Raw genomic sequence first — 14,767 nt, 5'->3', positions numbered from 1 at the left:
GAAGAGGAGGCAGTCTCTTTTCTTGAATATACCATAAGGCTATTTAAAGCAAAATCTGCTCTCGCCCTTCTTCACTTAGATTAAATTATACAAACATAGGAGAAGCAAAAGAAAACGCAGCCCGAACGTTTACATGAAAACCAGAAGCTCTTATATTTTATACATTATCTCAGCTATATCTTCATATATCGTCTCAAATACCACAAGACCCAATACCCAAATAATTTACCGAGATAAGGGATGAAATGGAAATTTCAGTGGAAACACTTAAAGAAAAAAGACTAGATAAAGACTAGCTTTGCATTATTCCCCATCCTTTTATTATTAAAAAAATCTTTCCCCTAAGACCAAAATATTTTACGGGAATTGCCTGGTTTTACTGCAACAAAACCAAACCTTTTAAATCTAAATATCGACACCGATAACTATTGCCGTAATTAAAATTGGATACAAGTGAAACCCACTTTATTGATCTCATTGAAAAACATAAGGGTATCTTATGCAGAATTGTACAATTGTATGCATACAATCGGGAGGATCGTGAAGATCTGCAACAGGATATTATCATACAGTTATGGAAGTCATATCCCAGTTTCAGGGGCGAAAGTAAATTTTCGACCTGGATGTATAGAGTAGCGGTCAACACCTCGATCACCTATATCAAACAAGAAAAAAGGAAACCAAAGGCCAATTACACCGAAAATTTTCCCGAAATTAGGGATACACCATACAACGATGAGAAAGACATCCAATCAAAAGCTTTTTTTGAAGCACTGCAAACACTTAAACCAATAGAAAAAGCACTTATGTTCTTGTATCTTGAAAATCTGTCACATAGAAAAATCGGTGAAAATCTCGGCATCAGCGAAGGTAACGCAAGGGTAAAACTGAGCCGGGTAAAAGAGAAATTACAGATCATATTAAAAAAGAATGGCCATGAGTTTTGATAGATTTAAGAAAAACTGGAAAAAAAATGATGAAGATTACCAATTGTCCCATAACATTGATAAACTGAAGTCTTCGCTGCATCCCCTTGACAAGCTAAAATCAAATATGCGCCAGGAATTCTATGCGCAGATACTGGCTTTGCTATTTATCGCTTTTGTTCCATACTGGTGTGATTTTAACCGCACCAACACCGTTATTTTCTATGTCACCTACACTGCATTTGCAGTCGTAGCCGTTTATTATCTCGCAACATTTTTAAAGTTCTATACCAAGATCCAGAAATACTCGGGAACAGCAAAGAAAACCTTGCTCGAAATACATACCGACCTACGCCTGAACATGGAACGTTACAAAGCTTTCGGTTTTCTTTTGGCTCCTTTCTGTATTTGCTGGCTATTGCTTTTCATTAACGATAAAATGCAAAAAAACAGTCTAACGATAATCAATCTTTCGGAACAGAAAACCATATTGTTGTTTGTCATTATCATTATAGCCATTTCCATTTTTATGGGGGCGATAGTGCTGTGGACAAACTCTTATTACGGCAAATACGCAAAGCAGATCAAGTCGGTACTGGATGAACTTGAAGAATGACATTTTCAAATACCTGTGTCTAAATTGAAAAACGCACGGTGCTTAGTTATATTTACTATTTTTACTACTAATAAAGACAACGCGTGACCCAATATCCTAAGAGACATCTAAACCACGGCCTAGAACACCGATCTGAATTATTCCTACGACAGCATCTGCCAGCAGACTTGATTATCAACAAACCTATCGATTATGGTATAGCCTTCTGTATTGATCTTGTTACCTGCTATTATAGAGCGACACACCACAACAGACAATGAGACTATTTGATAAAATATTTAGACGAAACACAAACCCCCAAAATGAAGACGAAAATTTGCCTTCATTTTGGGAAGACGACTATTGTCAAATTGAAATTGTTCCAAGAAAAAACATCGAGCACATTGAAAAATCAATAAAGCAAATTGACGAGTTCACAGAAAAGACAAGAACCGAATATGGGTTTACAGATATTTTCATGAGAGAAGATTTGCCGTTTCCAACCATAAACGAAGAATTAAGAACTGATTACTTTGAGAAGTTGCTGACTGAAAAGGGTTTTGAAAAAGCAACGAAAATTCGTTACGATGGTTATACAATAACTGAATGTTCAAAAACGACTTCAAATGCATTTAGTTTGCCTTGTTTTACTTTTTTTTACGACTGCAAGGATGATTTTGTAAAAAACATTTGGATTTCAACTTCTCTCATTACTTCAACAGAATGGTTTGACAAAATTTTAGAAGCTCTTTACGAATTAGGCGAAAGTTGTGAATTGGTTTTGATTAATTGGAATAGCTCTGAACTAATAGACTTAACAGACAGAAACCAAATCAAAGAGTATTTAATGAGCTATTGGAAATAATTATGACAAGCGATAAGCAACTGACACATATAAGCAAATTTTTAAGTTTGGTATTACAACACCAACCTAAAACAATTGGCATTAAACTAGACCAAAATGGTTGGACTAACGTAGATGAGTTAATCGAAAATGCAAACAGTAACGGGATAAAGTTCGACCGAGAAACGCTTAATTACATCGTTGCTACAAATACAAAGAAAAGATTTGCTTTTAATGAAACGCTTGACAAAATAAGAGCAAGTCAAGGACATTCAGTTGAAATTGAATTAGGTTACACAAATCAAAAACCACCCGAAATTTTATATCACGGAACAGGCGAAAAATCAGTTCAATCAATAATTGACACAGGACTTGAAAGACGAAACCGACAACACGTTCATTTGAGTAGTGATATTGAAACTGCAATTAAGGTTGGACAAAGACACGGAAAGCCTTTTGTATTTAAAGTACTTGCAGGACAAATGTATAATGACAATTTTCAGTTTTTCATTTCAGACAATGGTGTTTGGTTGACTGACAATGTGCCGACAAAATACTTGAAACAAAATGACGAATAAAATAATAACAACAGGTAACATGGGTTTTGCAATAGTGGGGCTGAAAGTTAAAGGTTCAACTTTTGTGCTACTATTGAGCTTTAGTGCAATCATCAACTGACGTGCTTCGATTGCCCCACCATCGCAAAGCCCCGTCCCGTTAAGGATGGGCTTATTAATGGACAAAATTTTTCAGTCCAGCTGAAATCGCATGCAAAGTTAGCATCTGGAAAACCTATCACCGCCAAACTTGAGAGGTCAACGATAAATCTATATCTGGCAATACTTGAGCCAGTTCTTATAATATACTATATTGCTGAACATGACGAAGCATATTATTGCTGGTTTACTGAGAAAACGGTAGATCTTACTAAGAAAAACAAAAGTTTTACCATATCTTTTAATAGCACAAATAAATTGAGTTCCATCGATTGGAATACCATAAGTTCCCATATCGAAGAAATCTTCAGCAGAAGATTTCTCCTTCATTCATTTCCAGAACACACATTTTCGGAAATGGGTATAGAGGAAAAAGAAGCATCAGCGCATTTTATCAAAGGCGATTTCACTTCTGCTCTACACATATACTATCAGCTTCAAAAGAAAAGTCCTTCTGCCCATTTGCTAAATTCTATTGCACTTTGCCACTATGAACTATATCAGTACAAGGACGCCTTAAAAAATATTAATGAAGCCTTGGCAATAATAGACTCCAGTACAATAAGACTCAACAAAGCATCTATTTTAACTGAATATGGTATCGAGTCTGGAAATAAAGCAATGGTTCTCGAGGCCAGTACAATATTCAAGTCATCTTTAGATGAAAACGAAGATTACAATCAACATTATAATTATGCCAATACATTGAGATGGCTTGGATATTATGACGAGGCAAAAAAGCATCTTAAGATTGCGTTAGATAAAAATCCGAATTATGCTGAAGCATGGAAAAATCTGGGAGAGATCTACTCTAAAAAAGGAGATACCGATAAGGAAATAAACTGTTATAAAAATGCGCTTGCGATAAATCCAAAATTAGCCCCGGCTTTGATGAGTATGGGAATTGCTCTTATAAGAGAAATGCAAAATTTTGATGAAGGTATAAAATATCTTGAAAAGGCTGTTATGGAAGATCCCGATCTATTCTCAAAATTCAGCACTGGCTATTTTTGGCTTTCCTTTGCTAACTTTGGAATTGACCAGAATAGCAAGGGTGAATTCTACCTTTCGCAGGGTCTGACACACTATCCTGGTGATCCATACCTACTTAACCTTAAAAGGAATCTTTTTGTCGAGAGGTGGCACGAAAGTCCTGAAAAAAAACGCTTAGCCAAAGAATTCATGCTTTTCCGTCTCAACTTTGAACCGAATGACACTATCGCACTAGAATGCCTATGTAAAATATACTTTAATGACGGAGAAAACTCAAGGATGTTTGAGTTGATCAAAAATAGAACTGTCCTATTCCAAAATACATCTACTGTGGAATTCATAGAATCAGGCTTTGACTTGGAACCATTCCTCAGTTCTATTCGTAGTTATGGGGACTACTGCTCCTTTTGGAGTTGCTACCTTTTTTGCCACAAAAAGCTAAGGCAATATTCTTCCTGAGCCAGCCCATCAGATAAAAAAAGAACGATTTGCTATTCTAAATTTACAATGAGTAACATTTCTAAAATTTTTAAGAGATGGAAAAGATTAGGAAAAAATACACCTCCGAATATAAAATCTTCGCGGTCGGCCTATGCGAACAATATGGAAGCGCACTTCGCGTGGCCGAGGAACTGGGTATTAGCAAAAACTGCCTCTATCACTGGAGGAGGTCTCTTGGAAAAGAAAAACTTACATTACAAAAAACCTCCGACCCGGATAAGAGAAGAAAGGAAATGTCAAGATTACGAAAGGAGGTTAGGAATATAGAAACCGAACGCGATATTCTAAAAAAGGTGCCAAGCATCTTCTCCAGGAGAGACGGGTAAGATATGAATTCATCAGGGAGAATAGCGATATATTTCCCGTCGAGAAGATGTGCCAAGTTTTCCAAGTGGACCGTAGCTGTTATTACAAATGGCTAAAAAAGATCCCTACCAGCAGAGCATTACGCAAAGTTTATATAACATTCGAGATTTGTAGAATATATCATTCGAGCCGTGGCACATACGGAAGTCCAAGAATAACCAAAGAATTAGCAGCCATAGGGATAAAAGTATGTCGGTCTTTTGTCGGAAAAATAATGACGGAACATCATTTGCGTAGCATTTTAAAATTGAAATTCAAAAAAACAACTATTTCCTCTCCTAAGCATCCTGTCGCGGAGAACAGTCTAAACCAAAATTTCAAGGTGGGAAGACAGAACGAAGTATGGGTATCTGACATAACCTATATACGTACAGCGGAGGGCTGGGCATACCTCACCATAATTATAGATTTGTTTGACCGAAAAGTAATAGGTTGGTCGTTAAGCAAATCAATGAAGGCAACAGATACAAGTATAACCGCTTTAAAAAAGGCGCAGCTTAGTCGCCCTTTAGTTGACAATCAAAAATTGATGTTTCATTCAGACAGAGGAACCCAATATACCTGTAAAGATTTTGTCCGCATATTAAAAAGTAACCAGATCTCACAAAGTATGAGCAGAAGAGGTAACTGTTATGATAACGCAGTGGCTGAAAGTTTTTTCAAGACTTTAAAAGTTGAACTGATATATCACAATAAATATACAACCAGAAAAAAAGCAGAAGAATCGATTTTTGAGTATATAGAAAACTTTTACAATAAACGGAGAAGGCATTCTGCTCTTGGAAATTTAACAATAGAAGAATTTAAAAGTCTGGACACCATTTCCTATTGATTATGAAGTTTAAAAAAATCAATGCTAAAAGGATATTTGAAACGAATGGCAGAGATTAATTTAGAGCAAGCTGAAATCATAACCTGAAATTAGACATAAAAGAAAAGCGCGCACATACGAATGTAAAAACCTATATTTAATTAACTTTGTAATCTATGACAAAGAATATAAATATCAATCCTTTCAACGAAGAATTGCCAAGTGAATATGCAGACAGGCTAGGTATTTATTACACTAAACAGGTAACCGCAAAACATAAGAAAGACAACGGTCAATTTTTTACTCCTATACCAATTGCACGTCTGATGGCATCCTATTGTAAAGAGGGAGACACAACCGTCAAGATATTAGACCCTGGTTGCGGAACAGCTATTTTAACATGCACTTTAATTGAACATTTAGTAAATACAAAAATAAATATCGAAGTAATTGAACTAGTTGTCTACGAAACCGACGAATGCTTAGTTCCTTTTTCTACCAGAGTTTTAGAATATATTAAGAGTTGGCTTAAGAAGAGAGATATTATATTAAATTATGTACTCAATCAATACGACTTTATTCTTGATAATTATAAAGCACTACAAAAAAACTATAGAAGTGAGCTATTTGATTTTATAATTTCAAACCCACCGTATTTTAAACTGGCTAAAGATGATGTAAAAACAATAGCGGCAAAAGAACTCGTTAGCGGACAACCAAATATTTATTCCATTTTTATGGGAATAGCTGCAAAACTTCTTGCAGATAGAGGGGAGCTCATTTTTATAACCCCAAGAAGTTTCGCATCAGGCAATTACTTCAAAGCTTTTAGAGAATTGTTTTTTAACACAGTCCAAATAGATACGATACATTTATTCAATTCGAGAAAAGACACATTTAACCGAGATAGTGTTCTACAGGAGACCGTTATAATAAAAGCCATCAAGGAATCAATAGATCCTAACAAAAGGGTTCTTGTTTCTTCGAGCAATGGTATAATCGATATTTCTGAACCTGTCATAAAGCACTTTAATTCTTCCGAACTAATAGATCTCTCTTCAAGAGAAAAGATATTACATTTACCAACTAGCGACAAAGAAGAGAGCATTTTAAACTTAGTCTCGTCATGGGAAAATTTCTTATCAGATTTTAATATCAAAATTTCTACGGGACCAGTTGTATCTTTTCGTTCAAAACAGTTTCTCCAAGACAATTATGAAAATGGAACCGTATTCTTAGCTCCTTTGTTTTGGCTACATAATGTAGGTAAAATGATTTTGGAATGGCCAAAAGAGTTCAAAGACAAAGAAAAATATATAAGATTAGAAAATGCTTCGAAATCCATATTGATCCCAAACAAGAATTATATCTTTTTAAGACGTTTCAGTACAAAAGATGACAAAAGTCGTCTAATAGCCGCACCCTACTTTTGTAATTATATAAAATCCGATTTCATCGGCGTTGAAAACAAGGTAAACTATATATATAGAAAGAATGGTCATTTAAATAGAGACGAAATGGTTGGCCTTTGTGCTTTACTCAATAGTGAACTATTTGACACGTATTTCCAGATTTTCAACGGAAATGTAAATGTAAGTGCAACCGAACTAAGAGAAATGAGGCTTCCTCCCCTTGATGACATTATACGAATCGGAAATAGAATAATACTTTCAAATGATTACTCTATGGCAAATGTAAATACTATTATCAACGAGATTTATGAATTAGAAGCAATAATGAATTAATATGAATAAAATACAAGAAGCACAGGAAATATTAAGAACATTAGGCCTCCCTCCTGCCCAGTATAATGAAATGGCTGCTTTAACCTTTTTAGCCATCTGCAATATCAAAGAAGAAGACAACTGGAAAAATGCTGTGCGGCAAAGCTTGGGTGTCACAAAAGGTATTATGACATTCGTAAACGTAAATTATGGCAAATCGTATGCTCCAAATACCCGCGAAACTTTTAGACGACAAGTACTCCACCAATTCGCCCAAGCGAGAATTGTAGATTACAATCCGGATATACCCGATTTAGCTGTAAATAGCCCCAGAGCACATTATGCTATAACCAGAGAGGTTTTAGAAGTTGTCAAAAAATATAAAACTATAGATTGGGAAAAAGCTGTAGAGGACTTTATCGTAAACGTTGGTAAGTTGACCGAAATATATAATAAAGAAAGAAAACTAAATATGATTCCCCTAACGCTTCCAGATGGAAATGTTTTGGAACTTTCAACAGGGAAACATAATGAAGTTCAGGTAGCAATCGTTGAGCAATTTGCCCCGCGTTTTGCAAACGGTGGTACATTGCTTTATTTGGGTGACACAGCAAAAAAGAACTTGTATGTTAATAATGAAGGACTTGAAGAATTAGGTATTCCGATCAATCAACATAGCAAATTGCCCGATGTCGTTATATATGACAGTAAAAGAAATTGGTTATTTTTGATTGAAGCAGTTACTTCGCATGGACCTGTATCTCCAAAACGAATTGTCGAGCTAGAAGATCTCTTAAAGGTTTGTACAGTTGGAAAAGTATATATAACCGCATTTCCTGATATGAAGGAGTTTAAGAAACATACAAATGATATTGCTTGGGAAACCGAAGTTTGGTTAATGGATATGCCTGACCATATGATTCATTTTAACGGAGATAGATTTATGGGGCCAAGATAGCCTTGTAAACAGGGGAAATACTTTAATCAAAAATTTATCTTTCTAAGGAAATGCCATCAAAATCGATGGCATTTTTACGTTAGGAAATTTTTTGTGACGCAGTATTTAAACAAAATAAAGGAATAGCTCTTATATTGCAATTTTAGGCATTTGTGTTTAAAAATATTCAACAAAATTAACGTCTAAAAAACAAATTACGGTTTACCGTAATCATCTAGTGATTTTTTAACCTACTTTCGAAATTTAATATTTCCTGCTATATCAAACGAACATTATAAAAGAGCTTCAAAAAATCTTTCTGGAACATCGTACAGCTTTTAATCAAATTTAAAACATTATAAATAAACAAGATATAAAATTAAGAACAAATAACTGGTACTGCTCTATAAAACAGAATTTAAATATTAGAGAAGATGGCTAACTTCTGGGGGTAATAAGGAGTTCCATATAAGAAGACGGACTTTAGCAGATGTAATTGATATTCGCGAAGATGGTCTGCCAAAGAGGGAAATCGATTATAAAACTTGTACGATGTCTGTTAATGAAAAAATCGGAGGCGTACATGTTTTGGAAAATCCCGATGTAAACGAAGAGTTTAGGGTCAGTTATACTTGTGCAGAGAAAGTGACCGATGATTATATCAGCCCTTAGAGACGGGAACGAGAATTGAGAAATCGGGTAAGTAGGAAAATTAACTAGATAAAAAGCAATGAAAAAGAATTAAAAACGGGAATTACTTTTTAATTATAGATGAGTATAATCAACTTATTTATCGAGATAAGGAAACAAAAAAATATAAGGTAACGATAGGTGAAACGTTCGGAAAGAAAATCTTTGCCACTTTAAAGGAATCCAAAATCGCGGTATTCAACGGTATAGAATATTTAAAAGAGAAAAGAGATTTATAACCAAAAACTCCCCATAATTATGATTAACGTTATTGAAATCGAACACGTAAAGGGAATTCAGCTCAAAAGATTTGAGCTAGATATACAACCTAATAAACCGAGTCTTTTGGTAGCTCCCAATGGGTTTGGCAAAAGTTCATTTGCAGCAGCATTCAATTCAATGAATAATAGAAGAATTGTCCTCGATGAAGAAAATTACCACGAAGAAAATGGGGCTTTAGCTCCACGAATCCGCATAGAATATACGAGGCCAGATAACACAAGAGTTTCACTCGAAGCTACTAATGCTACGAATACAATAAGTTCAGAGATGGATTATTTTGTAATAAATAACCTGACTAAGCCCAAAGGTATAGGAAGTCAATTTGGACGAGCAAGTGCAACTTTAGAAATTAAAGATGTTGTCTTAGTGGATCGAATTCCTAATAATGTTCCATTTGGCAATCAATATAGAGCCGCACAACAAAAATTCGGTCAAAATGCTAAAGTGTTACCAAATCCTGATTCGGCTCTTAGCAACCTGAAACTAGTTGAAAAATTAAGCCTTAACTATCAAGTTCTGGAAAGAGCTAACGGTCAAAGGGTCCAAAATCGAATCAATGCAATTATAGATGAAATAAACCAACAAGGAGGAACAACTGAAGTTTTAACAGATTGGATAACAAACAACAAGCTGAACGATCTGAAACAAATTGAATATCTAAATACTATCGGTGACTTAGTTCACGAAATTGACTTGGGTTATAATTCGGAAGCAAAATCCTATATGGTAGCAATTCAATTGATATGGCTCTATAACAACAATTCAAATAATTTTAAAGAGGCTTCCAAATACAGCAACTACCAACTTGACAAGCAACGTTTTCAAAATACACTTTCAACCTTCAATTGCACTTGGAAGGGCATCCGTGCCAGCCAAACAGGTGGGCAATTGGTTGTAAAGTTTCCTAAAGCCATACATATATCCAACGGACAAAGAGATATCCTAACTTTTATAGCCATGCTTTTCAGGGCAAAACAGCATTTAAAGAAAGAAGCAAATATCTTAATCATTGATGAAGTATTTGACTATCTTGATGACGCTAACCTAATTGCAGCACAATATTATATTACAACTTTCATCAAAGATTTTAAAGACGAAGACAAGAGACTTTATCCTATTATTCTAACACATTTAAACCCGAATTATTTTAAAAACTTCGCCTTCAGCAATCAAAAGGTTTATTATCTAGACAAATCAAATATTAATGTAAACCAAAGTGTTGTAAGGTTATTAAGAAACAGAGATTATCAGACAATTAAAGATGATGTTTCAAAACACTTACTTCATTTTGAACCAACTCATATAAATAAAAGGGCAGAATTTAATGCTCTTGGGTTACGTGAACTTTGGGGAGAGGCAGACAACTTCTATCAATTTCTTTTCACTGAGGTTGACAACTATCTAAACGGACGTCCATTCTGTCCCTTTGCAGTTTGTGGTGGTGTAAGAGTAAAAATTGAAGAAATAGCATACAATAAGCTACAAACACCAGCTTCACAGACAGCCTTTTTAGCAACAAACATGACTAGGAATAAATTAGAAAAGGCTCAGGAAATGGGAGTTGTTTCACCTGAATCTCATTATCTTTTAGGAATAATATACAATGAGGGGATGCATTGGAAAGATACCCTTGACAACGTTTCACCAATTGCATCCAAATTAGAAAATCTCACGATAAGGAAGTTAATACAAGATATTTTTGAATAATGATTGTCTAATCTAATTGTTATCAAGGAATGTTTCAAAAATCATCATACTTGACTTCACCACATGCCTACAATAATTATTGTTTTATAATGTACCACCTTAAAAACTTTGTAAATTAGCGTTTTACAACATTGAAAAAATTGATGCCTCCTGAAGAATTAGAAAAATTATTGTCTTGTACCAAAATGTTCATGAATCATGTCCATTGGGTACAACAGTCTTTTAATCTTGTACCAAACAGAGACCATTGGGGAACAAGTATTAATTTCATTGACCTGCAAGAATACCGAGAAGAATTTTGCACTGAACTAGTCAATACGATCCCAGAGTGGGTCTATAGTAACTCCAAAGCAACAGCAATAATGGACGATTTAGTCAGTGAAGGTCGTTCAACAATTAATGCACAGATGGCATTCGCCAGCAAAACTTTTGAGAAATTTAGAAATTCTGACACAAGGGATATAACCCTTCAAGGACAATTCGGTGAATTATTGTTATTTAATTTTTTACAAACCTTTTTTAATGCTATTCCTCTCCTCCGAAAAATGCCGATTACCACATCTACAGAAATGGAGAGATTTGGTGCAGATGCAATACATTATAATTATAAGGATGGAAAACATTTATTCTATTTGGGAGAAGCAAAGACATATACGAGTAAATATCGCTTTAATGTTGCATTAAAAGACGCTATTGAAAGTATTTTGAAAACTTATGCTAACCATAGGAAAGAATTGGGCCTTTATATTTATGACTCATTTATTAGCGACAAATTAATCGCCATTGCTAGAGACTACAAAAATGGCATATTAAAAGATGTCGAAGTTCATCTAGTTTCTATCATCACTTATGAAGAAACCAATAAACTTGAAAAAAACTCCGAAGCACAAATTAAAGATGATATAGCTAAAATAATTGAAGATAGAGGTTCAAAAGTTGATAAGGAACTTTTCGACTTAATAGATAGCGGACTTCATCCACGCTTTAACTACATTATTTTTCCAGTCTGGGAGCTTGACACATTAATTCAGCAATTTCAGAAATTGATAGGTAAATGATGACTCCAGAAGAAATTTTAAAGCGACTTTACCGTTTCGAACTTTTGGCAAATGCTCAAAAGCTAGATCTTATTGCCGCAGATAATCCGACAGTGATTGATAAAGATTTTTTAACTGAAGCCATATCAATATTAAATGACCTATCGATTAATCCAACTGAATATCAAAAAAAACAATTAGTTGCAATATGTGCCCTTATTTGGACATATCGCGACTTAACTTGGGATGGATTAAAGAATTACCTTATCCTATTTCTCTCAAGAGCTGGTTTTGCTCCTTCTTCAATAATGGTGGATGATGATTACAAAGATAACAAGTACTCCTCGTCAGATAGTTTGATTAACCAGTTTGCCATCACAGTTGAGCAGGCTACCTCTGAAATAACAGTTGCTGAAAAGAGATTTTTAGTAAGTGATTTTCAAAAAGAAATCTGGGACACTATAGATGAAAATAATGTTGTTGGAATATCAGCTCCTACATCTGCAGGAAAATCATTTATAATACTTTTAAAAGCAATAGACCTTATACTAAAGAAAGAAGGTTTAGTGATATATATTGTCCCTACTTTGAGCCTCGTTTCGCAAGTAATGATGGATTTCCGTAAGGCTCTTGATGATTTTGATATAGATTATTCCATTGAGTCAACTTTTAATATCGCTACCGCAACCTCCAGATCAATTTATGTTCTAACGCAAGAAAAAGCAATTGCCGCTTTTTCACAAAGCGATAGTCCTTTTTCAGAGGTTCGAATAGTTGTAATTGATGAAATTCAAAACGTTGAAAAAGTAGCTGAGGCAGATGACCAACGTTCAAAAGTTTTATACGACCTAATTGTGGAGCTTAGAAATTCATCAAACATTGAGCATGTTGTAATTTCAGGACCTAAAATTGTAAAAATTGACGAATTAGGAAAGGCACTTTTTGGTAATGACGCAAAGAAAAACGAAACCGATGCCTCTCCCGTTTTAAACCTAACTTATTCTATATCAAAAATTAATAATAAGTACTATTTTAACGTATACTCGGATTTACTTGAATCTGTTGAAAAAGTTCAAATAACAAACACCGAAAAAATTCAAGGTTATGGAAAAGTTAGATATGATGATATATTCTTAGGCTATGTAAAGTCGTTGATGGATTCATTTAAAAACGACGAATGCAGTCTCATTTTTTCACCTACTTCGAGCCAATGTAGCAAGATTGCCCTAGCAGTAGGAGAAGACGAAAATATTTCAAACGAAGATTTTTTAACTGGTTTATCCGATTTTATTTCAACAACTGTTCATCCGCAATTCCCATTAGCAGAAACAATTAAAAAGGGTGTTGCATATCATCACGGCAAACTCCCCTTTCATGCTCGTATACTTATTGAAGATGCTATACGGCAGAAAAAAATTGGCACTATTGTTTCAACTACAACACTCCTTCAAGGAGTCAATCTGCCTGTGCAAAACATTATCATACGAAACCCCAACTTATTCGTACAAAAAGGTGAGGGAAAGGTCAAATTATCCAATTACGAAATTGCTAATTTGCGTGGTCGCGCTGGTAGGCTTTTAAAAGATTTTGTTGGTAGAACATTTATATTGGATGAGCAGAGTTTTCAGGACAGCAAAACTGAGCAATTAGACATCTTCAAAAACACTTCAAAAGAGTTAAGCGTAGGATATGGAGGTAGATATCGTGAACATTACGAAAAGATAACTCACGATCTGCAAAATAATATTGGAAATACACCTTCCAACCAGGAATATGCTTACCTCACTACATATTTGAGGCAAATTGTATTAAGATATGGTCAAAATGCTCCGCAATTTTTGCAAAAGGTTGGTATCAGACTTAGTAATGAGGAACTCCAGGTAATAGCTTCTTCCATGTATAATCTTAACGTTCCTAGAGAAGTATGCTCACGAAACAGATATTGGGATCCAATTGATTTGGATAAACTTTATAGTTCAAGGGCAAACTACACATTACCAACCAGTGCTTCTGAAAATCTTATTGCAAATAGACTCAAAACGACTTTGCTTAGGTTGAAGCAAGACTTTCCTGTTTATTACACCAGATATTTTGGAATTGAAAATACATTTGATAAAAATGGTCGGGAAAAAGACCATATCATGCGTATGTGTATTTTAACAGACAAATGGCTTAAAGAAAAATCTCTCTTTGAATTGTTTAGTGACCCTTACTATGATACTTCAGCTAAAGTTGAAAGTACAATCAGCGATTTGCAAAATAAAGTTTCCTATGGTTTGCCTTTACTATTAAAACCGATTTACGATATGGCTGAACCTGAAACGATGTTCACTCGTTTTATTGAATTAGGCGCATTTTTACCAGTTACTCGAAAGTTTATTGAGCTTAACATTCCGAGAGAAACGGCTATTTATCTTAACGAAAATTTTGAATTTTTTAATGTCGATGACAAACATTCATTAATGAGGCAGCTACGGACTATTAAACCACAACTTTCATATTGGCATAGAGTTCAACTAAGTTCAATTTAACATTCCTTGATTATGACCGCCTATTCTTCCTCGTGATCAGGAATTATCCAAAAGATCTTCATTAATAAGCAGCTAAAATAAATAGTTCATCTATTTTTTCCTTATAA

11 protein-coding genes and 1 pseudogene are annotated in these 14,767 nt (G+C 34.6%); all 12 read left to right on the top strand.

Translation table 11 applies throughout. The features are described 5' to 3' along the window. Positions 1-443 precede the first annotated feature (443 nt). Positions 444-947: an RNA polymerase sigma factor gene (locus tag NOX80_RS10905; RefSeq protein ID WP_256549811.1), complete on the top strand. Its 504-nt coding sequence runs from the start codon at positions 444-446 to the stop codon at positions 945-947. Continuing rightward, entirely contained in the window at positions 937-1,542 is a 606-nt protein-coding gene (locus tag NOX80_RS10900; RefSeq protein ID WP_256549810.1) for a hypothetical protein, read from the top strand. The genes NOX80_RS10905 and NOX80_RS10900 overlap by 11 nt, the downstream gene beginning before the upstream one ends. 256 nt (positions 1,543-1,798) lie before the next feature. Then, on the top strand, positions 1,799-2,386 hold the full coding sequence (locus NOX80_RS10895; protein WP_256549809.1) for a hypothetical protein: 588 nt from the start codon (positions 1,799-1,801) through the stop codon (positions 2,384-2,386). Positions 2,387-2,388: 2 nt separating this feature from the next. Continuing rightward, the gene (locus NOX80_RS10890) at positions 2,389-2,943 is read left to right on the top strand and encodes an RNA 2'-phosphotransferase (protein ID WP_256549808.1); all 555 of its coding nucleotides are present in this window, start codon (positions 2,389-2,391) and stop codon (positions 2,941-2,943) included. A gap of 96 nt (positions 2,944-3,039) precedes the next feature. Then, the gene (locus tag NOX80_RS10885; protein WP_371926092.1) at positions 3,040-4,533 is read left to right on the top strand and encodes a tetratricopeptide repeat protein; all 1,494 of its coding nucleotides are present in this window, start codon (positions 3,040-3,042) and stop codon (positions 4,531-4,533) included. Positions 4,534-4,610: 77 nt separating this feature from the next. Further along, positions 4,611-4,901 carry a transposase gene (locus NOX80_RS18620; RefSeq protein WP_371926029.1) on the top strand — a complete coding sequence of 97 codons (291 nt, stop codon included), beginning with the start codon at positions 4,611-4,613 and terminating at the stop codon, positions 4,899-4,901. 8 nt (positions 4,902-4,909) lie between these two features. Beyond that, positions 4,910-5,773 (top strand): annotated as a pseudogene (locus tag NOX80_RS10880) (IS3 family transposase); the annotation flags it as partial. Between the two features lie 155 nt (positions 5,774-5,928). Next, positions 5,929-7,497: an Eco57I restriction-modification methylase domain-containing protein gene (locus NOX80_RS10875; protein ID WP_256549806.1), complete on the top strand. Its 1,569-nt coding sequence runs from the start codon at positions 5,929-5,931 to the stop codon at positions 7,495-7,497. A gap of 1 nt (position 7,498) precedes the next feature. Further along, the gene (locus NOX80_RS10870) at positions 7,499-8,434 is read left to right on the top strand and encodes a BsuBI/PstI family type II restriction endonuclease (protein ID WP_256549805.1); all 936 of its coding nucleotides are present in this window, start codon (positions 7,499-7,501) and stop codon (positions 8,432-8,434) included. A 927-nt stretch (positions 8,435-9,361) separates the two neighbouring features. Continuing rightward, a complete protein-coding gene (locus NOX80_RS10865) occupies positions 9,362-11,092 on the top strand; it encodes a hypothetical protein (RefSeq protein WP_256549804.1) in 1,731 nt (576 codons plus the stop codon). 143 nt (positions 11,093-11,235) lie between these two features. After that, positions 11,236-12,150, top strand: coding sequence for a HamA C-terminal domain-containing protein (locus tag NOX80_RS10860; RefSeq protein WP_256549803.1), 915 nt, complete (start codon positions 11,236-11,238; stop codon positions 12,148-12,150). Further along, positions 12,147-14,660, top strand: a complete 2,514-nt coding sequence (locus NOX80_RS10855) for a DEAD/DEAH box helicase (protein ID WP_256549802.1) — start codon at positions 12,147-12,149, stop codon at positions 14,658-14,660. Before NOX80_RS10860 ends, NOX80_RS10855 begins: the two co-directional genes overlap by 4 nt. Positions 14,661-14,767 lie beyond the last annotated feature (107 nt).

Source organism: Flavobacterium cerinum (genome assembly GCF_024496085.1).
GTDB classification, from domain to species: domain Bacteria; phylum Bacteroidota; class Bacteroidia; order Flavobacteriales; family Flavobacteriaceae; genus Flavobacterium; species Flavobacterium cerinum_A.
Note: the sequence above shows the minus strand (reverse complement) of the source record. Positions and strands in the feature narration are given on the sequence as shown.

Coding starts and splice junctions, on each gene's coding strand:
- NOX80_RS10875 (WP_256549806.1), top strand. CDS start 5,929: ATGACAAAGAATATAAATATCAATCCTTTCAACGAAGAATTGCCAAGT.
- NOX80_RS10895 (WP_256549809.1), top strand. CDS start 1,799: ATGAGACTATTTGATAAAATATTTAGACGAAACACAAACCCCCAAAAT.
- NOX80_RS10900 (WP_256549810.1), top strand. CDS start 937: ATGAGTTTTGATAGATTTAAGAAAAACTGGAAAAAAAATGATGAAGAT.
- NOX80_RS10860 (WP_256549803.1), top strand. CDS start 11,236: ATGCCTCCTGAAGAATTAGAAAAATTATTGTCTTGTACCAAAATGTTC.
- NOX80_RS18620 (WP_371926029.1), top strand. CDS start 4,611: ATGGAAAAGATTAGGAAAAAATACACCTCCGAATATAAAATCTTCGCG.
- NOX80_RS10865 (WP_256549804.1), top strand. CDS start 9,362: ATGATTAACGTTATTGAAATCGAACACGTAAAGGGAATTCAGCTCAAA.
- NOX80_RS10855 (WP_256549802.1), top strand. CDS start 12,147: ATGATGACTCCAGAAGAAATTTTAAAGCGACTTTACCGTTTCGAACTT.
- NOX80_RS10890 (WP_256549808.1), top strand. CDS start 2,389: ATGACAAGCGATAAGCAACTGACACATATAAGCAAATTTTTAAGTTTG.
- NOX80_RS10870 (WP_256549805.1), top strand. CDS start 7,499: ATGAATAAAATACAAGAAGCACAGGAAATATTAAGAACATTAGGCCTC.